The following is a 20643-nucleotide window of genomic DNA, read 5'->3' as shown; positions in this document are numbered from 1 at the left end:
AGTATTGATATACAAGCATCTGTCGCACAGATGCGCAATACTAGTTGTGCGATGACCGGGTAGGGTGGGCGTGTGGCCGGATCGAACCAGCGGCGGACCAGTCGTCGCACTGTTTACGAGGCCCTGCGCCGCAAGGTCCTGACCCTCGAGCTCCCGCCGGGGACGGCTCTGTCCGAGAACGAGCTCGCGGCCGCGCTCAAGGTGAGCCGCACACCGGTCCGGGAGAGCCTGATCCTGCTGTCCGAGGAGGGGCTGGTCCAGATCTTCCCCCAGGTCGGCTCGTTCGTCTCCCGCGTCGACCCGGCCAGGGTGGCCGACGCGCAGTTCCTGCGCGAGGCCGTGGAGATGGCCTCGCTCGACGACCTGCCCGCCGCGCTCGATGCCGACCTGGTCGAGGAGCTACGGCAGAACCTGAGGGACCAGCAGCAGCCGGACCTCGACATCGAGGGGTTCTTCGCCCTCGACGAGGCCTTCCACCAGGGTCTGCTGCGGCTGAGCGGGCACGGCAGCGCCTGGACGACCGTGGCCTCGGCCAAGGGGCATCTCGACCGCGCGCGCCGGCTCGGCCTCCATGTGACCTCCCCGACGAGCTTCGCCGCCCAGCACGTCGAGATCCTCGACGCGGTGGTCCGCGGCGACGTGGTGCTGGCCCGCACGGCCATGCGCACCCACCTGAGGGCGGTCTTCAACGACGTCGAACGCATCCGGGAGCACTCGCCGGAGCTGTTCGCCACGGACTCCGGCTCGGCTCCGGTCCGCCGCAACGTCGTCGTCTGGGAGTAACGGGATGTGCGCTTGAGTCTCCACTAAGGGGAGGCACAAGAGTGGAAGGCATGGACGGCGACACGCTCTACTCGATCGGCGAACTGGCACGGCGGACCGGACTGACGGTCAAGGCCATCCGGTTCTACTCCGACCGCGGGATCGTGCCGCCGACCGACCGAAGCCCGGCCGGCTACCGCCGCTACGGCGTCGACGCCCTCGCCCGCCTCGAACTGGTGCGGACGCTGCGCGACCTGGGGCTGGACCTGCCCACGATCCGGAAGGTCGTGGACCGGGAGGTCTCGCTCGCCGAGGTCGCCGCGGCGCACGCCGACGCGCTGGCGGTGCGGATCCGCACGTTGCGGCTGCGGCGCGCGGTGCTGACGGCGGTGGCCAGGCGCGGGTCCACAGCAGAGGAGACGGATCTCATGCACAAGCTGGCCAAGCTCTCCGAGGACGAACGCCACCGGCTGATCGGCGACTTCCTCGACACCGCCTTCGGCGGCCTGGACGCCAACCCCGGGTTCGTCGGGATCAGACACTCGATGACCCCCGAACTGCCCGACGATCCCGAGCCCGAGCAGGTCGAGGCGTGGGTGGAGCTCGCTGAGCTGTCCCAGGACCCGGACTTCCGGGCCGTCATGCGGCACATGGCCGAGCAGCTCGCGGCCGAGCGGGCCCAGGGCGACACCACGGTCCTGCGCCGCGGCTCCGCCGCGATGGTCCGCGAGGAGGCGGCCCCGGCCCTGGCGGCCGGCCTCGATCCGGCCTCGCCCGGGGCCGAGGCGGTCGTGGCGGCGGTCACAGCTCGATACGCGCACGTCTTCGACTGCCCCGACGACGCCGATCTCCGGCGCCGCCTGCTGGTCCGGCTGGAGAGCGCGAACGACCCCCGCCGGGAGCGCTACCTCCGGCTGCTCGCGGTGATCAACGGCTGGTCCGCACCGGAAAGCCTGGCGCCGGCGCTCGACTGGTTCATCCGCGCCCTGCGAGCCGGTCTCCTAAAAGCGCATAGTGCCAGCTCAGAGGGGAAAGAGGGACGCAAGTAGCCATTGATGGGGGCGTCATGGTCTCTTCGCGAGGTGTCTTCAGGCGCAAACCGGTGGAGCAGATCGCCACCGAGCACGAGGGGGAGCTGTCCAGGTCGCTCGGCCTGTGGCAGCTCACCGCCATCGGAGTGGGCGGCATCATCGGCGCGGGAATCTTCGCCCTGGCCGGCGCGGTCGCCAACCAGACGGCGGGGCCGGCGGTGCTGGTGTCCTTCCTCATCGCGGGGGTGGCCAGCGCCGCCGCCGCGTTCTCCTACGCCGAGTTCGCGGGCATGATCCCGAAGTCGGGCTCCGCCTACACCTACGGGTACGCGGTCCTGGGAGAGATCGTCGGCTGGTTCATCGGCTGGGACCTGCTGCTGGAGTACACCGCCATCGTCGCGGTCGTGGCCATCGGCATCTCGGGCTACTTCGGCTTCCTCGTCCAGCAACTCGGCTTCACGCTGCCCGCGTGGATGCTCGGCGCGCCCGGCACCGGCACCGGGCACGTGGTGGACCTGTTCGCGGTCCTGTTGTGCCTGCTCATCGCGTACCTGCTGAACCTCGGCATCCGCGCCGCCGCCAGGTTCGAGACGTGGGTGGTGGCCATCAAGATCGCCGTGGTGCTGCTGGTGATCGTGGTCGGGTTCTTCTACATCAAGCCCGCCAACTACACGCCGTTCTTCCCGTTCGGGATCAGCGGCGCGATCACCGGGGCCGCCACCGTGTTCTTCGCGGTGTTCGGCTATGACGCGATGAGCACCGCGGCTGAGGAGTCGCGGGACGCCCGGCGGCACATGCCAAGGGCGATCATCTACTCGCTGACCATCTCGATGATCCTGTACGTGCTGGCCACGCTCGTGCTCACCGGCATGCAGAACTACCGCGACATCGACCCAGAGAGCGGCTTCGCCACGGCGTTCGCCTCCGTCGGGCTGTCCGGGCTGGCCTCGCTGATCGCGGCCGGCGCCGTGGTGGGCATCCTCACGGTCATGTTCACCTTCATGCTCGGTGTCACCCGGGTCTGGTTCTCGATGAGCCGTGACGGGCTGCTGCCGCAGTGGTTCGCCAAGCTGCACCCGGTACGCCGGGTGCCCACGAGGGTCACGTGGATCGTGGGGGTCGCGTCGGGAGTGATCGCCGGGTTCCTGCCCATCCGGGAGGCCGCCGAGCTGACGAACATCGGGATCCTGCTGGCGTTCGTGGTCGTGTGCGTGGCGGTGATCGTGCTCCGCTACCGGCAGCCCGAGCTGCCGCGCACGTTCCGCACACCGGGCATGCCGGTGGTGCCGGCCCTCGGCGCGCTCTTCTCGATCTGGCTGATCACGTTCCTGGACCCGCTGACGTGGCTGCGGTTCGCCGTATGGTTCGTGCTGGGGCTGATCATCTACTTCAGCTACAGCCGCCGGCACTCTCAGCTGGCCTGACGCTCCCGAGGGGTGAGGCCGCGCGGGTGGCGTGTGGATAACCTCTCGATCGCTAACTATGTGCATTAGCCTAACCACCGTGAGTAACAGAGCCGCTGTCGGCACCCCCCTCTTTCGCCGTACGATCGCCCGCGTTCTGCGTCGCATCGGGCGGCGCGGCGCCTCCCTGGCGTTCGTCGGTCTGCTGAGCATGGCCATCGCCGCGTCCCTCGCGTTCGTGCCGGCCGACCAGCGGGTCGCCCCCGGATACGCCATGCTGGCCTCCATCGCCCCCTTGACCGTCTGGGCGCTGGTCTGGTGCGCCACCGGCGCTCTGTGCCTGGTGCAGATGTTCATGCGCTCGGACCGGGTGGCCTTCGCCGCCGCTACCGCGCTGCTCATGATGTACGGCCTGGTCTACCTGCTCTCGACGTTCACCGGCGTCAACCCGCGGGGGTGGGTCGGCGGCGCGGTCTGGCTGGCCTTCGGCGGCTGGATCGCGTTGATCGCCACCTGGCCCGAGGCCGTCGTCGTGAGCCGCTTCCCGGGGGGCCGGGCCGACGCGGCGGCCGTCATCGTCGCCGACGGCGCCGGTGTCATCCAGTCGTGGAATCCCCAGGCCGCGACCCTGTTCGGCTGGACCATCGACGAGGCGGTCGGGCGGTCGCTAACGATCCTGATGCCGCCCCGATTCCGCGGCCAGCACGCCGCCGGCCTGGCCCGGGTCGGCTCCACCGGCCGCTCCGAGCTGGCCGGGCGGGACATCCCGCTGGTCGGCCTGCACCGCGACGGCAGCGAATTCGCCATCGCCCTGACCGTCAACGCCTGGCACAGCGATGACGGCGTCACCTATACCGGCGTGGTGCGGCCAGTCGGAGGCGGCAGTGTCCAACCTGAGTAACATCCTCATCCAGCTCTCCGTCGGCATCGTCCCGCTCGGCGTGGCCTACCTCGCCTTCCGCTCGGCCACCGACGCCAACAAGAAGACGCAGCAGACGGCGCTGATGCAGGCCGAACGCCACGCCGAGCTCGAACGCTCCAAGGTGGACGCCGACGCCTTCGTCCGCGCCAAAACGATCTACGAAGACGCGTTGACCCAGATGGAGAGGCAGGTGGCCCGCTTGCAGGGCCAAGCCGCCCAGGTCAGCGCCGACCTGGTCAGCGAGCAGACCAGCGCGGCCGCGATGCGCGAGCGGATCAGCCAGTTCCAGGCCCAGATCCGCGCCCTCGAACGTACCGTGATCGCGCTGCGCGCCCAGCTCATCGCGGCGGGACTCTCTCCCGTGGCCATCTCCGAGACCACCGGCCCGTTCATGATCGGACATCCGCCGCGCCCCCGAACGGCGGAATGAGGCGGGTCTGTCATCACTTCGCGGGAGGTCGCTAAGATCGGCGCCACCTCGAACGGTGGAGGAACCGATCATGACCAAGGAGACGGAGACGCTCCTCGCGTCCCTGAACAGCCAGCGTGAGCATGTGCTCGGGATCCTGGACGGCCTTCCGGCGGAGGCGCTGCGGCGGCCGGTGCTGCCGTCGGGGTGGACGTGCCTGGGACTCGTCCGCCACCTCGCCCTCGACGTCGAGCGGTTCTGGTTCCGCGCCGTCGTGGCCGGCGAATCGGTCGAGCTCGAAAGCGGGGACGCCGCCTGGCAGGTCGCCCCCGACGAGCCGGTCGAGACCGTGCTGGACTTGTACCGGCGGGAGATCGAGCTGGCGAACGCCGTCATCGCCGCCACGCCTCTCGACGCCGAACCGGCCTGGTGGCCCGCCGAGCTCTTCGGTGACCCGCCGCCCCGGGACCTGTTCACGGTCATCCTGCATGTGATCACCGAGACGGCGTGTCATGCCGGGCACCTGGACGCGGCACGCGAGCTGACCGATGGCCGAACCTGGCTCGTCCTGACGTAGCCCGGCCCGTCACTCGGTGCGGAGCTCGTCCGGGTGCAGGGTGCGGCGGAGGAGGGGACGGGCGGCTCTGGCCACCAGGACTGCCGTCCCTACGCCGATCAGCACCATGAGGATCATGCGCGTCGCCACCCAGATGAGCGCCTCCGGCTGTTCCTGGTAGCCGTACGCACCGGTGGAGATCAGGACGAAGCTCACCCCGGTGAGGGCGGCGACCAGGCACACCGGGATCGACGTGGTGAGCGCCTGGCGGATGAGGACCCGGCCCAAGGCGGGCGCGGGCGTGCCGGCGGCGGCCAGAGCCGCGAACGATCGTCGATGATCCAGCAGCGCCTCCGCCTGATGCACGACGAGGGCGGCGGCTGAGGTGGCCAGCGCGACCAGCAGGGCGAGGTCTATCAGCAGATAGACCGTCGGCCAGTTGGAGAGGTCATCCTGCGTGAAGATGATCCCCTGTTGGGCGCCCTCGGCGGCGCCGAAGAACACGGTCAGTCCCACCACTGACAGCGCGCGGGCCCAGCCCCGTGGGTCGGCTTCGACGAGCCGGGCCGCGAGCAGGGTCTCGGCCGTCCGAGCGCGCCGCCCTGCCCACCGTGCGGCTGCTCTGATCAGCCATGCGGTGGCGAGGACCAGGCCGAACAGAAGGAGCACCATGCCGATGGCCATGATCAACGCCGGGCCGTACGGCCCGATCAGCCCGACATACTCGCTGATGAAGTCTCGGCCCTTGCGGGTCGCCACGGTGGCGAGCGCCCCTATCCCCGCCGCGACCAGCACCAGGTCGAGCACCCTCGGGCCGGTCGGCTGCGCCCGCCGGACCACGCCCAGCGGAGAGGACACCACGTGCCGTCCCGCCTTCAGTCCTGAGTACGTGCCGCTGAAGGTCACTACGGCGAGGATCGCCGGCATCAGGAGGGGGCGGTTCAGCGGCAGCGGCCACGACAGTGCCAGGTCGATCACCAGGTACACCGCGATGCCGATCAACCCGCCCAGCGCCGCCCGCCACCCACCCTCGTACGCCCCGAGCAGGCGCACGTGGCGCGGCGTGGCCCCGGCCAGCCGAAGGGCGGCCAACCGCCGTTCCCTGGTGGCGCCGGCCAGCCGGCTCACCTGGTAGAGGAAGGCCATCGCCGGGAGGATCAGCAGGGCCAGCCCCAGCGAGGTGAAGGCGCGCCCTTCGTCGCTGAAGAAGGCGTCGACGCGGGCGTCCCATGCCTGGAGCAGGCTCACCGCGACGCAGAACAGGAAGGTCGCGAGCGCCGCCCCCGTGGTCATGAGGCGCCCCCGAATCCGTTCGCGTCGCGACCCGCCCTTGGCGAGCATGCGCATCACAGCGATCACGGCGATCACGCGCTCACCTCCGCCGCGAGCGCGCGTAGAACGGCGATCACGTGGCGGACGGCGATGGCGCATTGGACGTTGATCACGCGGCCACCTCCGCCGCGAGTTCGCCGTCGCGCAACACGAGCTCCCGGTCGGCGTAGGCGGCCACCCGGTTGTCGTGCGTGACGATCACCAGGGTGATGCCGTCCGCGCGGGCCGTACGGGTGAGCTCGTCCATCAGCTGTTCGCCGGCCAGCGAGTCGAGCGCGCCGGTCGGCTCGTCGGCGAAGACCACGCGCGGGCCGGTGACCAGCGCGCGGGCCATGGCGACGCGCTGCGTCTGGCCGCCGGACAGCGTGCCGGGCCGCTGCTCGCCGCACTCGGCCGCGTTCAGGCGCTCCAGCCAGGAGCGGGCGGTGTTCAGCGACTCCTGGCGGCCGTGCCGGTCGAACAGCAGCGGCAGCGCCACGTTCTCCGCCGCGGTCAGCTCGGGCACCAACTGGCCGAACTGGAAGACGACGCCGAAGCTCTGCCTGCGCAGGTTCGTACGTTGGGTCTCGTCTAGCGTGTCGATCCGCTTGCCGTCGAACAGGACCTCGCCCGACTCCGGGCGGATGATCCCGGCCAGGCAGTGCAGCAGGGTGGATTTGCCGGATCCGCTCGGCCCGGTGATCGCCACGATCTCGCCCGCGCCGATCTCCAGGGAGACGCCGTCTAAGGCGACGGTCGAGGCGAACGTCTTGCGCAGCGCGCGCGCTTCAAGCATGAGAGTCCTCCTTCAGGTCGGCCAGCCGTCGCATGGCCGTCTCGATCCAGCGCAGGTCGGCGTCGAGGTGCTGGAGCGCGTAGTCGGCGGCCAGCGCCTGGGCGGGGGAGCCCGCCGAGCGCTCCGCGGTGAGCTCGCGCATCCGCGCCAGGTGCGCGGCCCGCTGCCGGGACAGGTAGCCGTCGGCGGCGCCGTTGGCCACGGACGCCACCACCACACGCGACAGCAGCGCGCTGGACAGGTGCGGCGCGGGCGCCTCCACCCCGTCCAGCCACCGGGTGAGCTCGGCGAGCCCTTCGCCGGTGATGGCGTACACCGTGCGTTCCGGCCCACCGTCCTGCATCGTCTCCGCGACCTCGGCGAACCCGTCGCGCTGCAGGCGCTGCAGCGTCGCGTACACCTGGCCGTAGGCGAGCGGCTTGGCGCCGGGCAGGCGCCGGTCGTGCTCGCGTTTGAGTTCGTATCCATGCTTCGGGCGCTCCACGAGCAGCCCGAGCATCACATGTCCGGTCGACATGGCGAGCACTATACATTGAATGAATAGTGAAGCGCGATCATGGTCGATAACCTGGCGGGCATGAAGGACCGGCCGGCGGGAGTTGACGAGCGGGCGTTGCGGGATGCCCTGGAGAAGTGGGGGATCGGGGCCGTCTCACTGGAGTACGCGCCGGTCGGGTTCGGGGATTACCACTGGATCGCGGCTGACACGGATGGACCGCGATGGTTCGTCACGGTCGCGGACCTGACGCAGAAAGACCAGGCCGGGGACGGGGAGAGCGCGCTGCGCCGGGCCATGGACACCGCCGTCGCCCTGCGTGCGCAGGGTCTCGACTTCGTCGTCGCGCCTTTGGCAGCCGCCGGGGGTGAGACGCTTCAGCTGCTCGGGCCCCGGCACGCGGTGAGTGTCTTTCCGCTGGTCAGCGGGCGACCTGGGGAGTTCGGCGACCGTCTGGCGGCCAGTGAGCGCCGGAGGATCGTGGAGATGCTCGCCGAGTTGCACCGTTCGACGCCGCCGCCGTCGACTCCCGTCCGGCCGTTGCGCATCCCGATGCGGGGCCGGCTGGAGGAGGCCATCGAGGCGTCGGGCGGGGTCTGGCGGGGTGGGCCGTACGCGGAGCCCACCCGCGCTCTGGTGGCCGACTCCGCCGGGCGGTTGCGGGAGCGGCTGGCGGAGTTCGATCGGCGGGTCGATGAGGCGAGCGGCGCGGACCTCGTGGTGACCCATGGGGAGCCGCATCCCGGCAACGTGGTGATGGTCGAAGGCGGCCCGGTGCTGGTGGATTGGGACACGGTGGGGCTGGCGCCGCCCGAGCGGGATCTGTGGCTGGTCGCCGACGGGCCGGATGACCTGGCCCGTTACGCGGAGCTCACCGGGCGGCGGCCCGACCCGGAGGTCATGGAGCTCTTCCGCCTGCGCTGGGCCATCGAGGACGTGGCCCTCTACGTCGAGGATCTGCGTTCGCCCCATGAGCTGAGCGCCGATACCCGTGAAGCGTGGGAAGCCCTCACCGGCACCGTACGCGAGCTGACAGCCCCCGCATCAAACAGCTGACATCTCCTGCAAAGTACGGCGAACGTCGGCATAGTAGGAGAGATCGTGGTGTGCCGAAGAAAGAAGAGGATCCCGAGGGCTGAGTTCCATGTGGCTTGACGGGATGGAGATCCCCGGGTGGCTGCGGCCGTGGGTCGGCTGGGTGGTGGGCTCGGACTGGCCCCAGGCCGACGAGCGGGCGCTGTTCCGGATGGCCGACGCGTTGGTGCGGGCCGCGCGGCGGATCGTGGCCACGGCCGACGGGTCGGGACAGTGGCTGACCGGCGGGGTGCGGGGGGACTGGGACGGCGACGCGCTCAAGGCGTTCGTGAAACGGGTGGGGGAGGTCGTCGGGGGGCGGCAGGCCGATCTGGTGGAACAGCTGGTCACCATGGCCATCGGGCTGAACGACCTGGGTGTGCAGGTGCAGTACACCAAGCGGATGATCAAGCTGACCGTGCTGCTGTTCGTGGTGCAGATGTTGTGGCTGACATGGGCGCTGCTGCATCCCGCCGGTCGGCTGACGGTGCGGGGGCTGTTCAAGGCACGGGCGCAGGTGGCGCGGTGGACGGTCCGGCAGTTCGGGCAGCGCCTGGCGGTCAACGTGGCCTGCTTCGGGCTTCTGATGGGCGCGATGGATTTGTACGTGCAGGGGACCCAGTCGCGGCGCGACGCCATCGACTGGAAGCAGGTCGGCACGTCGGCGGGGATGGGGGCGCTGAACGGCGGGTTGCTCACGGGGCTGGCGTGGGCGCTCCCGACGCGGTCGTTGTGGATGTTGATGGGGCACACGGGGGTGGCGTCCGCGGGTGCGACGGTGGCGGGTGCGTTGCTGAGCGGTCAGCCGGTCAGCTTGAAGGTGGTGGCCGAGGCGTTCACCTCGGGTGTGGTCAGTGTCGCGGACGGCCATCTGGCGAGCTGGAGTCCGCACGGTCCCCGCGCCGACGGTGGCGGGGCGGCCCGGCCCGATGCCGAGCGGCCGGCCCGCGTCGGGGGAGAGGATCCCCGGCCGCAGGAGCCGGCGCCCGCACCTGAGGGGCCCGAACCGCACGTGGCGCGGGGTGCGGACGCGTCGCGCACCGACCTCGCCCGGGTACGGGAGGGCACCGACGGCCGCAGCATCGACCAGCTGATCAACCGGGGCGGAGACACTCTGGTGCACCACTTCGGCCGGAACAGCGATGAACCGAACGCTCAGCACCGCGCCGGACGGGAAACCGAGGTGGCGGGCACCGTCTACCGGAGGATCGACTTCCCAGTCAGTGACATGCGGCCGGGCGCCGAGTTCACGCTGCCCGACACGGTGCTCAACACGCGGTCCTACACCGCCGATCACCTCGCCCCCACGGAGGTCGTCACCTTCTCCAGAACGGGCAGGGACCTCGGCGACGGTCAGGTGGCGCAGGCGCCGGGCACCAAGATGCGGGTCCTCGGCGCGCACGAGGGCGCCTACATCTCGCCGTACGGCGAGGCCGGGACCAGGGTCTACCTGGTCGAGGTCGGGCAGGACCCGTTACCCGTACAGCCGGCGCCGCCCCTCGAGCCGCGGCACGCGGCGATGATCGGCCGCTTCAGGGAGGAGGTCGCGGCGGGCGTGTGGTACCGCGACCCGGGTTCCATGTCGATGCCCACCGCGGACCCGCGGCTGCTGTCGCCCACCTCTGGCATCATCGACGTCGGCGTCGCCGCGGACGGGACCCACTTCCTCATCGGCGAGCATCGGCTGACCGCCGGCGATCTCGGCACCATGCTCGTGCACGACCCCCGGCTGGTCGCCGCGCCCGACGCGGCCCTGCGGGTGCTCGGCTGCGAGACCGCCACCAACCTCGGCCTGTTGCAGGAGCTGGCCGACACCACCGGCCGCGAGGTGATCGCGGGCGACAGGTACGTCTACATCGGCGCCGACCGGCAGGCGCACACCGCGAACATCCAGGGCTATACGGAGGACGGCCGCCCGATGTTCCCTCACCGGGGTGACGGTGCCTGGCACATCGCCGTGCCGGAGGCCAGGGTCGAACGGCCGGCGGTGGCCGCCGAGGTGAAGCCGCCGAGGGCGGGCGTACCGGCGGCTCCCGAGTCGCTGCGCGCGGCGATCGACGCGGAGGAGGCGACCTACGTCCCTGTCGGACGGGGATCGGATGGAAAAGTGGACATCATCACGCTGGACGACGTGCCGCAGGCCATCAGGAAGGAGATGTACGGCAGGGCGCAGCGCCCGGCGCGCATCGAGGTGGTGGTCTCCCAGGTGGGGCAGGCGATCGGCGCCAACGTGGCCCGCGCCATGCTCGACCCGTATGCCCACGGCGCCGTGCTCGCCGACTTCATCAAGGGCTCGAGCGCGAACGAGGTGGCCCACCTCCTGTCCGGCTTCAAGGGCAGGCGGGACGCGATCCTCATCGGCCTGCTCGACGTGCTGACGGCGAACTCGGACCGGGCCGCCCGCAACCTGATGCGGACCGCCGACGGCCGGTTCTTCGCCATCGACCACGCGCGCTCGTTCGGCAGCGACCAGATCATCGTCCACCGGGACCAGCCCTTCGCCGCCAATTTCGTCGGGCGGCGCCCCGACGGCCTGTTCGGCTGGGTCGACAACCCGCTCACCAGGCAGGATGTCGATCTCATCACCGAACGCCTGCAGGCGCTGCGGCCCGAGTTCGAACGGCACGGTCTGCGCTCCGAGTACGAGGTCATGATGGGCCGCCTCTACCAGGTGGCGGACCACGCGACAGGGCGCACTCCGCTCATCGCCGTCGACGACGTCCCGGCCGACGCCGACCGGCTCGAGCACCACTTCGGCCGGGACTAGGCCTTCAGCGTGCGCAGGGTCGGGTCGGAGATCACCAGGTCGGCGTGCGGGCGGGTGCCGTTGACCAGGGTCGCGTTGCGCTGGTCGGTGCCCATCACCCAGGCCACGGCCGCGTCGTGCTCCTTGCCGAACCGCTCGTGGCGGGCGACGAGCCGTCGCACGCGCTCGTCCTCGTCGAGATCGCAGTACCAGACCTCGTCGAGCTCGGGCCGGACCCGGGCCCAGTCGCCGTCGTGGAGCAGCAGGTAGTTGCCCTCGGTGACGATGAGGCGGGCGGTGCGCGGGACCGGGATGCTGCCCGCGATCGGCTGTTCCAGGTCGCGTTCGAAGGCGGGGGCGTAGATCACGTCATCTTCGTCCTGGCGCAGGCGGCGGAGCAGCGCGGCGTACCCGGCGGCATCGAAGGTGTCGGGGGCGCCCTTGCGGTCACGCCGGCCGAGCCGCTCGAGCTCCACGTCGGCGAGGTGGAAGCCGTCCATCGGCACGTGCGCCACCCAGTCGAGCGCGGGCCGGTCCTGTCGCAGCAGCTGGACCAGGTGTTCGGCGAGCGTGGACTTGCCGGCGCCGGGGCTGCCCGTGATGCCCAGAACCGCGCGGTGGCCGTCGCGTACGAGGGAGCGGGCTCGGGCCGCCAGGTCGTGGAGGGTCATCATCGAGCCTGGCTCGCGTGGAGCTGGCCGGAGATGAAGCCGTGGGCCTGGCGGGCCAGGTCCGCGCCGTCGGACCACAGGTTGCGCCAGATGGCCAGGTCGTTCGACAGCCCGCGCATCACCACGGCCGAGGAGAAGGACTCGAAGGTGATCGGCCCCTGGTAGCCGATGTCGGCCAGCGCGTGGAAGAAGGAGGTGAAGTCCAGGTGACCGGAGCCGAGGTAGCCCCGGTGGTTCTCGCCGATGTGGACGTAGCCGAGCCGGTCGCCGACGTCGTGCACCGGGCGTACGAGATCGTCCTCTTCGATGTTCATGTGGTAAGTGTCGAGGTGGATGAGGACGTTGTCCTCCCCGATGTCGTCGGCGAGCCGCAGCGCGTCGCGCGCGGTGTTGATGACGTTGGTCTCGTAGCGGTTGCAGATCTCCAGGCCGAGCGTCATGCCGCGCCCCCGCGCCTCCTGCGCCAGGCCGCGCAGCACCGTCACCACGTTGCGGCGCCCGGCGTCGGTGAGCGGGCGGTCGTACTTGCCCAGGGCGCTGTAGAGGGCGCCGGTGAAGTGCGTGCCGCCGAGCTCGTGGGTGACGATGAGCGAGTCGTGCAGCAGTTTCTCGCCACGCGCGACCACGTCGGCGTCGTCGCTGGAGACGTCGGCGTCGAAGGCGAGGCCGCGCGAGCAGGCCACGCCGAGGCCCGCCGAGCGCAGGGCGTCGCGGGCGGCCGCGACGTCGAGGTTGGCGGAGTCGTGCAGGGACAGTTCGAGCAGGTCGAACCCGGCCTCCTTCGTCTTGCGGATCGCGTGCTCCACCGACGCGGGCGTGGTGTCACCGACCCAGACGAGGGCGTGCACGCCGATGGGGTTGGTCGTGGTGGTCATTGTGGTGCCTTCTACTTGGTGGTTGGGTACGGGGTTCATTGGCCGGCGGCGCCGGTGACGAGGGAGACGATCTCCTCGCCGGTGATCTCGGACGTACGGCGTCCGCCGACGCAGCGGCCGGCGCGCATCACCCAGACCTGGTCGCTCAGCCGCATGACCTGCGCGAAGTTGTGGCTGATGAGCAGCACCGTGTGCCCCTCGTCGCGCAGCCGCAGGATGAGCTCCTCGACCCGGGCCGTCTCCTGGACGCCGAGCGCGGCCGTCGGCTCGTCCATGATGACCAGCCGCGAGCTGAAGCCCGCCGCGCGGCAGATGGCGACGGCCTGGCGCTGCCCGCCGGACAGCCGCCGGACGCGGGACTTCACCGCGGGGACGTTGACCGCGAGCGTGGAGACCATCTCCCGCGCGCGGGTCTGCATCGCCCGCCGGTCCAGGAACGCGATGGGACCGAACCCGCGGACGAGCTCGCGGTTGAGGAAGAGGTTCTGCCACACGGTGAGGTCCTCGACGAGGGCCAGGTTCTGGTGGACGGTCTCGATGCCCGCCCTGCGGGCGTCGTCAGGGGAGTGGAAGTCGGCCTGCTCCCCTTCGAAGATGATGTGGCCGCTGTCGGGCCGGTGGATCCCGGAGATGCAGCGCACCAGCGTGGACTTGCCCGCGCCGTTGTCGCCGACCAGCGCGGTGATCTCCCCTTGGCGCAGGGAGAGCGAGACGTCGGCGAGGGCGCGGACGTTGCCGAACGACAGGGAGACGTTCTGGCAGTCGAGCAGGGTGTTCGTCATCGCTGGAACCTTGTCAGGAGCGCGGCCAGCACCACGACGATGCCGACGGCGAGAGGCTGGTAGAACTGCGAGACGCCGAGCAGCGTCAGCCCGTTGACCAGCGCGATGAGCAGCAGCGCGCCGATGACCGGGCCGATGATGCTGCCCCGCCCGCCGAACAGGCTCACCCCGCCGAGCACGACCGCGGCCACGGAGTTGAGCAGGAACGAGGTGTTGGCGGCCGGCTCGGCCGCGCCGATCCGGGCCACCAGCAGGATCGCCCCGAGCCCGGCGAGCACGCCGGAGATCGTGTAAACGGCGATCTTGACGCGCTGGGTGCTGATCCCCATGGCCGTCGCGGACTCCGCCGCCCCACCCGTGGCCAGCACGTGCGTGCCGAACCGGGTGTGGAACAGCAGGACGTGCCCCAGCACCGCGACGACCGCCGCGATGACGAACGACCAGCCGAAGATCCCGATCCCGCCGGTCGACAGGCCGAGCAGCGCCGCGTCGATGATCGTCACGGGCTTGCCCTCGGACAGGATCAGCGCCAGTCCGGAGGCCGCCGAAAGGGTGCCGAGCGTCACGATGAAGTCGGTGATCTTGCCTCGGGCGATGATCACTCCGTTGATCACGCCGACCAGGCCCGAGGCGACGATGGCCGCCAGACACGACAGCGACAGTCCCCAGCCCATCGCGTAGGCCTGGCCGAAGGCGACCGCGCCCAAGGTCATCGCGGAGGCGATCGACAGGTCGATGCCCGCCGTGGCGATGACGAACGTCTGGCCGACGCTCAGGATGATCAAAATGGCCGCGGCGACCAGCATCGAGGCGATGTTGCCGGCGCTGAGGAAGGTGGGGTTCAGCGCCTGGAAGACGATCACCAGGACGATCAGCCCGACGAGGGCCGCCCACTCGGCCCAGAAGCCGACGTCCTTCAGGCGCGCGGTCCAGGCTTCGTGGTTGGGCGCGGCGATTGCGGTGTTTGCCATCTCTGTCCTACTGGATGAGGCTCTTGAACGGGTCGGTGTAGGTGCCGAACGGCTTGGGGGTGGCCGCCAGCGCCTTGTCCGCGTTGTCCTTGGTGACCAGCTCGACCGGGGACTTCACCTTGGGCGGCAGCGTCTTGCCCTTCGTGGCCGCCTGGCACGCCTCGACGCCCATCAGGCCCATCGCGTACGGGTATTGGGCGACGGTGCCGTCCAGCGTGCCGGCCTTGACCGCCTGGAGGGCGTCCTTGATGCCGTCGACGCTGATGACCTTGACCTGTCCCGCCTTGCCGGCGTTGGCGATGGCCCGCGCCACGCCGAGCCCCATGTCGTCGTTGGCGACGAAGAAGCCCCGCAGATCCGGCTGCGCGCGCATGACGTCGGTCGCGGCGGTGAGCGCGGTCTGGCGCTCCCAGTTGGCGGCGACGGTCTGGACGACCTTGAGGTTGGGGCCGATGCCCTGCTGGAACCCCTCGACCCGGGCGCCGCTGGTGACGTCGCCGGCGATGCCGCCGATGACCGCGACGTCACCGGCCGGCACGAGCTCGCTCATTCGCTTGCCGGCCATCTTGCCGGCCTCGACGTTGTCCGTGCCGATGTAGGTGGCCAGCTTGACGTTGGCGCTGCCGGCCGCGCCGGCGTCGACGGGGCTGTCGATGTTGACGATGGGCTTGTTCTGCGCGCCGATCTTGGCCAGGCCCTGGATGAGGTTGGTGCCGGTGATCGGGTTGACCACGAAGCAGGAGAAGGGCTGCCCGGCCAGGCCGTTGAGCTTGTCCGCCTGCCCGGTGGTGTCGGTGATGGAGTCGGCCGCCTGGACCGTGAGAGAGACGCCGCCCGCCTTGGCCTGCTCGTCCATGCCCTGCTTCATCGTCTGGAAGAAGGGATTGTCCAGCCCTTTGATCACCGCGGCGACGCTGGGAGCTTCGGCGGCGGCGGCGTCCTTGCCGGACGGACCGGCGGACACGCTGGAGCCGCAGGCTCCCAGGGCCAGCGTCCCGGCCGCCAGCACGGCGGTGACCGCCGTCGCTCGCCTTCCATGCGAGGTCATGTGCATCGGATGCCCCTTTCGGCGTCAATGGGACGACCGTATGACTACTTCTGAACTCTGACAACCCATGTTTCGACTTTTTAAGTCGAAACATTCTTGACTTACGAGCACTCTCAGTCACCGATAGAGTGGGCTAATGGCCATAACCGGCGTGTCCGCCTTGCGGATGGGAGTCAGCTCGGGCGAGATCCTCAGCCTGTTCCGCGACATCCCCGACGGGCTCACGAAGGCCGACGTCATGCGACATACCGGCCTGTCGCGCACCACGGTCAACCAGCGCCTCGACGGGCTGCTCACCGCCGGGCTGCTCATCCCCGCGCCCACGGAGGCGCGCACGGGCGGCCGGCCCGCCGGTCAGTTCGTCGTCAACCGCGACCGGGGCGTGCTGCTGGTGGCCGACGTGGGTGCCACCGGCCTGCGCACCGCCGTGTGCGACCTGGGCGGGGAGGTGCGGGCCGAGCGGGACGTCCGCGCCGACGTGACCAGCGGCCCGGCGGCGATCCTCACGATCGTGTCCGGGCTGTTCGCCGAGCTGCTCGAGGAGCGCGGCCACGAGCCGGGCGACGTGCTCGGCATCGGCATCGACGTGCCCGGTCCCGTCGACTTCGCGAGCGGGCGGGTGGTCAGCCCGCCGATCATGACCGGCTGGGACCGCTTCGACATCCCGGGCTGGTTCACCGCCCGCTACAACTGCCCGGTGCTGGTCGACAAGGACGTCAACGCGATGGCCTTCGGCGAGCAGCGCCTGCGCTACCCCGATGTCCCGCACCTGCTCATGATCAAGATCGGCACCGGTGTCGGCACCGGCCTCATCGCGGGTGGCCAGGTGCACCGGGGCGCCGACGGCGCGGCCGGCGACATCGGCCACATCCAGGTCGTGGTCGACGACGTGGCAGAGCCGCCGCTCTGCCGGTGCGGCAACCTCGGCTGCGTGGAGGCCTACGCCGGGGGCTGGGCGCTCGTCCGCGATCTCCAGGCGGCGGGCCGCGACGTCACCACCGTCGACGACGCCGTGCGGCTGATCCGCTCGGGCGACCTGGCCGCGGTACGCCTGGCGCGGCGCGCCGCCCGCATCCTCGGCGGCGCCATCGCCGACACCGTCAACCTGTTCAACCCGCGCATCATCGCGATCGGCGGCCAGCTCGCGCACACCGACGAGCAGCTCTTCGCCGGCATCCGCGAGATCGTCTACCGGCGGTCACTGCCACTGGCCACCCGCAATCTCCAGATCGTCCGCAGCGACCTCGACCCCGACGCGGGCATTCTCGGGCTCGCGCAGCTCCTCGTGGACGGGATCTACGCTCCCCAGCGGGTCCAGGAGCTCGTCGATCGCGGCGCGGCGGGCACTGAGATCATGCTCCCCGTCCCCGGGGGAGAATGAGACATGCGGAAATACGTGATCCTCGGCGTGCAGGGCAGCGGCAAGGGCACCCAGAGCACCCTGCTGGCCACCGACCTCGACCTCGTGCACATCAGCGTCGGCGACATCTTCCGCTGGCACGTCAAGCGCCACACCAAGCTCGGCGCCCAGGTCCGCCGCCTGGTCGCGGCCGGTGAGCTCGTGGGCGACGACCTGGTCGAGGACGTCGTCAGGGAGCGCCTGCAGCAGCACGACTGGAACTACGGCTTCATCATCGACGGCTTCCCGCGCAGCCGGCGGCAGGCGGAGTTCTTCCTGGAGAGCTACGACATCGACAGCGTGATCCACCTCGACCTGCCCGACGAGGAGGTGTGGCGGCGGGTGCTGGCCAGGCGGCTGTGCTCGCGCTGCGGCATGGACTACAACCTGATCGCCCACCGGCCCGAGACCGAGGGCAGGTGCGACGTGTGCGGCGGCGAGCTCGTCACCCGCGAGGACGACGCCCCGGACGCGCTCGCCACGCGGCTGCGCGAATACCATGACAAGATCGACCCGGTCGTGGAGCTGTTCCGCGGCAAGGAGTACGTCATGACGGTCGACGCCCGCGACGACAAGACCACCGTCCAGCGCAACATCCGCGCCCGCCTCAACCTGCCGCCGTACGCCCCGGAGAAGGCGGCCTCGTAAAGGCGGCCTCGTAAAGGCGGCCTCGTAAAGGCGGCCTCAGGGCGCGGCGTCGCGGCCGAGTAGCTGCCGGGCGACCACCAGCTTGGTGATCTGGGCGGTGCCGTCGGCGATCTGCAGCGCGATCACGTCGCGCAGCCGCTGGGCCTGCCGCAGCTCCTCGGAGTAGCCGGCCTGCCCGAACGTGAGCAGCGCCTGCTGGACGGCGTCGGCGGCCATTCTCGGCACCCACCACTTGACCATGTTCGCCTCGGTCGTGTGCGGGAGTCCCTGGTCCTTGCGCCACAGCGCCTCGTAGCAGAGCGCCCTGCCCGCTCGCAGCTGTGTGGCGTACTCCACCAGGGGGAAGCTGAGCCCCTGGAAGGCGCCGAGCGGGCGGCCGAAGGCGCTGCGGGTGCGCGCCCGCTCCAGCGCGTCGTCGATCGCCGCCTGCGCGGTGCCCGTCGCCATCAACGCGATCAGCGCCCGCGAGTAGTCGAAGCCCCGCATGACCTGGACGAAGCCGAGACCCTCACCGCCCACGATCGTCTCGGGCCCGGTGGTCAGGCCGTCGAAGGTCAGGTGGGCGCGGCCTGCGGCGCGGTTGCCCAGGTCGGTGAACGCCTCCCGCTTCGCCGAGGACAGATCGGCGAGGAAGGCGGTGACGCCGCGCGCGCCAGGCCCGCCCGTCCTGGCGAAGACCAGGCCGTGCGTGGCGGTCATGCCGAGCATGATCGAGGTCTTCTCGCCGTGCAGCAGCCAGGTTCCGTCCTGGACAGTGGCGCGGAACTCGATGGCGGCGGCGTCCGAGCCGTGCTCGGGCTCTGTCAGGCAGATGGCCGGGATCAGCTCCCCCGAGGCCAGGGCGGGCAGCCAGTCGCGCTGCTGCTCCGGCGAGGCGTTGACCTGGAGGATGTCGGCCACGAGCGCGGCGTTGAGCACCAGGTAGCAGCTGTTCACGTCGGCGCGGGCCAGCTCTTCGAGCACCAGGCCGGTGGTCACGGCGTCGGCGCCCGCGCCGCCGTACTCCTCGCGGACGCGCAGGCCGAGCAGGCCCATGCGGGCCAGCTCGCCGGGCAGCTCGGGGCGCATGACCGCGGCCCGGTCGTCGGACTGGTAGTGCGGGGCGAGGCGCTCGGCCGCGAAGTCGCGCACCCGGGCGCGCAGCCGCTCCTGCTCGTCGTCGAACGCGAAGTCCATGCTCAGCCCATCCGTTCGCGCAGCTCGAACTTCTGTACCTTGCCCGACGCCGTCTTCGGCAGCTCGGCGACGACCGTCAGGCGTTCCGGCCAGAACTGCCGGGCCATGCCGAGCCCTTCCAGATGCAGTTGTACGTCGGTGAGCGAGGGCGGCTCCCCGTCCGGGACGACGAAGGCGCACGCCCGCTCGCCGAGACGCTCGTCGGGGTAGGCCACCAGCGCGGCCTCCTTGATCCGCGGGTGCCGCCACAGCGCGGCCTCCACCTCGACCACGGGGATCTTCTCCCCGCCCCTGACGATCAGGTCCTTGGCCCGGCCGGTGATCCGGATGCCGCCCTCGCCGTCGTCCCTGGCCAGGTCGCCCGTGTCGAACCAGCCGTCGCCGGTGAGGGCCTCGGCGTACAGGTCGGGGCGTTTCCAGTAGCCCACGCACTGGTTCGCGCCGCGTACTTGAAGGCGGTCGCCGGCGATCCGGACCTGCATCCAGGGGGCGGGGCGGCCGTCGGAGCGCGCGGCGAGATCCGGCGGGTCCTCGGGGCGGGTGATCGTGACCGTGGCGTTCTCCGTCATGCCCCACAGCGCGTACATGCGCACGCCGAGCACCTCGCCCGCCTCCTCCACGACCTTCGGCGGGATCGGCGACCCGCCGCATGCGAAGGAGTCGAGGGTCCGCAGGTCCCGGGGCCGGGCCCGCTGCGCGGCGATGGCGTCGACCACGAACGTGGTGGCGCCCATGCCGAAGTTGACGCCCTCCGACTCGACCAGGCCGAGCATGACGTCCGGATCCCACACGTCCTGGAACACCGCCCGGCCGCCGAGCTGGAGCGGCATCAGGAAGCAGTAGAGGTAGCCGGCCTGGTGGGTGAGCGGCGAGCCCATGTGGACGACCAGGTCCTCGTCCAGCCCGAGGGCCTCCGCCTCGGTGCGGATGCCGGCGTACAACGTGTTGTGGGTGTGCATGACGCCCTTGGGCTCGCCCGTCGTCCCCGAGGTGAACATCACCTGGGCCAGGTCGTCGGGACCAGCCTCCGACTGACCGGGCCGGACGTCGGCGCCGGACATGAAGACGTCGTCGAAGTCGAGCGGGCCGCCGCCGATGGTCACCGCGTGCCGCAGCGTCGGCACCTCCTTGGCGATCTCGGCGAGCATCCCGGCATGGTCGAAGCCGCGGAACGACGCGGGCGCGACACAGACCTTCGCTTCCGTACGTTCCAGCATGAAGCCGACCTCGCGTTTGCGGAGGATCGGGATGATGGGGTTGACCGCCGCGCCGACCCGCATGCAGGCCAGGGCGAGCGGCGGGAACTGCCACCAGTTCGGCAGCTGCAGCGCGACCACGTCGCCCGGGCCGACGCCCAGCTCGGTCAGAGCCCCGGCGAACCGCTCCACAAGTCGCGATAAATCCGCGTACGTCAGCTTGACCAGGTCGGCGGCGCCGGTCTGGTGCGCCGTGATCGCGACGCGGCCCGGGGAGCGCTCCACGGCCCGCCGGAGGTCGTCCAGGGGCGTGCCGTCGCGCCACCAGCCTTCCCGGTAGCAGTGCTCGGCGTCGCTTCGCCAGTTCATGG

20 protein-coding genes are annotated in these 20643 nt (G+C 70.7%); 10 read left to right on the top strand and 10 right to left on the bottom strand.

Going from position 1 to position 20643, the window contains the following annotated elements; translation table 11 throughout:
- Positions 1-72 precede the first annotated feature (72 nt).
- The 6 genes from AB0B61_RS26410 to AB0B61_RS26385 all read left to right on the top strand — a co-directional run bounded on the left by AB0B61_RS26410 (position 73) and on the right by AB0B61_RS26385 (position 5104).
- Positions 73-783 (top strand): GntR family transcriptional regulator, encoded by a 711-nt coding sequence (locus AB0B61_RS26410; protein WP_358436824.1) that lies wholly within the window; start codon positions 73-75, stop codon positions 781-783.
- 50 nt (positions 784-833) lie between these two features.
- Positions 834-1811: a MerR family transcriptional regulator gene (locus AB0B61_RS26405; protein WP_358437072.1), complete on the top strand. Its 978-nt coding sequence runs from the start codon at positions 834-836 to the stop codon at positions 1809-1811.
- A gap of 17 nt (positions 1812-1828) precedes the next feature.
- Positions 1829-3217 (top strand): amino acid permease, encoded by a 1389-nt coding sequence (locus tag AB0B61_RS26400; protein WP_358436822.1) that lies wholly within the window; start codon positions 1829-1831, stop codon positions 3215-3217.
- 79 nt (positions 3218-3296) lie between these two features.
- Entirely contained in the window at positions 3297-4097 is an 801-nt protein-coding gene (locus AB0B61_RS26395; RefSeq protein ID WP_358436820.1) for a PAS domain S-box protein, read from the top strand.
- Positions 4081-4548 (top strand): hypothetical protein, encoded by a 468-nt coding sequence (locus AB0B61_RS26390; protein WP_358436817.1) that lies wholly within the window; start codon positions 4081-4083, stop codon positions 4546-4548. Before AB0B61_RS26395 ends, AB0B61_RS26390 begins: the two co-directional genes overlap by 17 nt.
- Before the next feature lie 70 nt (positions 4549-4618).
- On the top strand, positions 4619-5104 hold the full coding sequence (locus AB0B61_RS26385; RefSeq protein WP_358436814.1) for a DinB family protein: 486 nt from the start codon (positions 4619-4621) through the stop codon (positions 5102-5104).
- 9 nt (positions 5105-5113) lie between these two features.
- Here AB0B61_RS26385 and AB0B61_RS26380 read toward each other — a convergent pair whose 3' ends face one another.
- The 3 genes from AB0B61_RS26380 to AB0B61_RS26370 all read right to left on the bottom strand — a co-directional run bounded on the left by AB0B61_RS26380 (position 5114) and on the right by AB0B61_RS26370 (position 7707).
- The gene (locus tag AB0B61_RS26380; RefSeq protein WP_358436811.1) at positions 5114-6451 is read right to left on the bottom strand and encodes an FtsX-like permease family protein; all 1338 of its coding nucleotides are present in this window, start codon (positions 6449-6451) and stop codon (positions 5114-5116) included.
- Positions 6452-6524: 73 nt separating this feature from the next.
- Entirely contained in the window at positions 6525-7190 is a 666-nt protein-coding gene (locus AB0B61_RS26375; protein ID WP_358436809.1) for an ABC transporter ATP-binding protein, read from the bottom strand.
- A complete protein-coding gene (locus AB0B61_RS26370) occupies positions 7183-7707 on the bottom strand; it encodes a PadR family transcriptional regulator (RefSeq protein ID WP_358436806.1) in 525 nt (174 codons plus the stop codon). Before AB0B61_RS26370 ends, AB0B61_RS26375 begins: the two co-directional genes overlap by 8 nt.
- 39 nt (positions 7708-7746) lie before the next feature.
- Here AB0B61_RS26370 and AB0B61_RS26365 point away from each other — a divergent pair, with 39 nt between their 5' ends.
- Positions 7747-8742 carry an aminoglycoside phosphotransferase family protein gene (locus AB0B61_RS26365; protein WP_358436803.1) on the top strand — a complete coding sequence of 332 codons (996 nt, stop codon included), beginning with the start codon at positions 7747-7749 and terminating at the stop codon, positions 8740-8742.
- 103 nt (positions 8743-8845) lie between these two features.
- A complete protein-coding gene (locus tag AB0B61_RS26360; protein WP_358436800.1) occupies positions 8846-11527 on the top strand; it encodes a hypothetical protein in 2682 nt (893 codons plus the stop codon).
- Here the strand turns inward: AB0B61_RS26360 and AB0B61_RS26355 are convergent.
- Genes AB0B61_RS26355 through AB0B61_RS26335 form a run of 5 tightly spaced genes read right to left on the bottom strand, consistent with a single transcriptional unit; the run spans position 11524 to position 15853 of the window.
- Positions 11524-12180, bottom strand: a complete 657-nt coding sequence (locus tag AB0B61_RS26355) for a nucleoside/nucleotide kinase family protein (protein WP_358436797.1) — start codon at positions 12178-12180, stop codon at positions 11524-11526. The two genes, AB0B61_RS26360 and AB0B61_RS26355, sit on opposite strands and share 4 nt — an antisense overlap.
- Complete coding sequence (locus tag AB0B61_RS26350; RefSeq protein ID WP_358436794.1) at positions 12177-13052, bottom strand: sugar phosphate isomerase/epimerase; 876 nt, start codon at positions 13050-13052, stop codon at positions 12177-12179. The genes AB0B61_RS26355 and AB0B61_RS26350 overlap by 4 nt, the downstream gene beginning before the upstream one ends.
- A gap of 35 nt (positions 13053-13087) precedes the next feature.
- Entirely contained in the window at positions 13088-13834 is a 747-nt protein-coding gene (locus AB0B61_RS26345; protein ID WP_358436791.1) for an ATP-binding cassette domain-containing protein, read from the bottom strand.
- Positions 13831-14805, bottom strand: a complete 975-nt coding sequence (locus AB0B61_RS26340; protein ID WP_358436788.1) for an ABC transporter permease — start codon at positions 14803-14805, stop codon at positions 13831-13833. The genes AB0B61_RS26345 and AB0B61_RS26340 overlap by 4 nt, the downstream gene beginning before the upstream one ends.
- Before the next feature lie 7 nt (positions 14806-14812).
- Positions 14813-15853, bottom strand: coding sequence for a substrate-binding domain-containing protein (locus tag AB0B61_RS26335; protein WP_358436786.1), 1041 nt, complete (start codon positions 15851-15853; stop codon positions 14813-14815).
- Between the two features lie 136 nt (positions 15854-15989).
- Here AB0B61_RS26335 and AB0B61_RS26330 point away from each other — a divergent pair, with 136 nt between their 5' ends.
- Entirely contained in the window at positions 15990-17234 is a 1245-nt protein-coding gene (locus AB0B61_RS26330) for an ROK family protein (RefSeq protein WP_358436783.1), read from the top strand.
- 3 nt (positions 17235-17237) lie between these two features.
- On the top strand, positions 17238-17900 hold the full coding sequence (locus tag AB0B61_RS26325; RefSeq protein ID WP_358436780.1) for a nucleoside monophosphate kinase: 663 nt from the start codon (positions 17238-17240) through the stop codon (positions 17898-17900).
- Between the two features lie 36 nt (positions 17901-17936).
- Here the strand turns inward: AB0B61_RS26325 and AB0B61_RS26320 are convergent, their stop codons facing one another.
- Together AB0B61_RS26320 and AB0B61_RS26315 are read right to left on the bottom strand one after the other, a co-directional pair.
- Positions 17937-19076 (bottom strand): acyl-CoA dehydrogenase family protein, encoded by a 1140-nt coding sequence (locus tag AB0B61_RS26320; RefSeq protein ID WP_358436777.1) that lies wholly within the window; start codon positions 19074-19076, stop codon positions 17937-17939.
- A 2-nt stretch (positions 19077-19078) separates the two neighbouring features.
- Complete coding sequence (locus AB0B61_RS26315) at positions 19079-20641, bottom strand: AMP-binding protein (RefSeq protein ID WP_358436775.1); 1563 nt, start codon at positions 20639-20641, stop codon at positions 19079-19081.
- Positions 20642-20643 lie beyond the last annotated feature (2 nt).

The organism is Nonomuraea sp. NPDC049158, assembly GCF_040648335.1.
Classification (GTDB): Bacteria; Actinomycetota; Actinomycetes; order Streptosporangiales; family Streptosporangiaceae; genus Nonomuraea.
The sequence above is the reverse complement of the archived record's forward strand: the minus strand, read 5'-3'. Positions and strand labels throughout refer to the sequence as shown.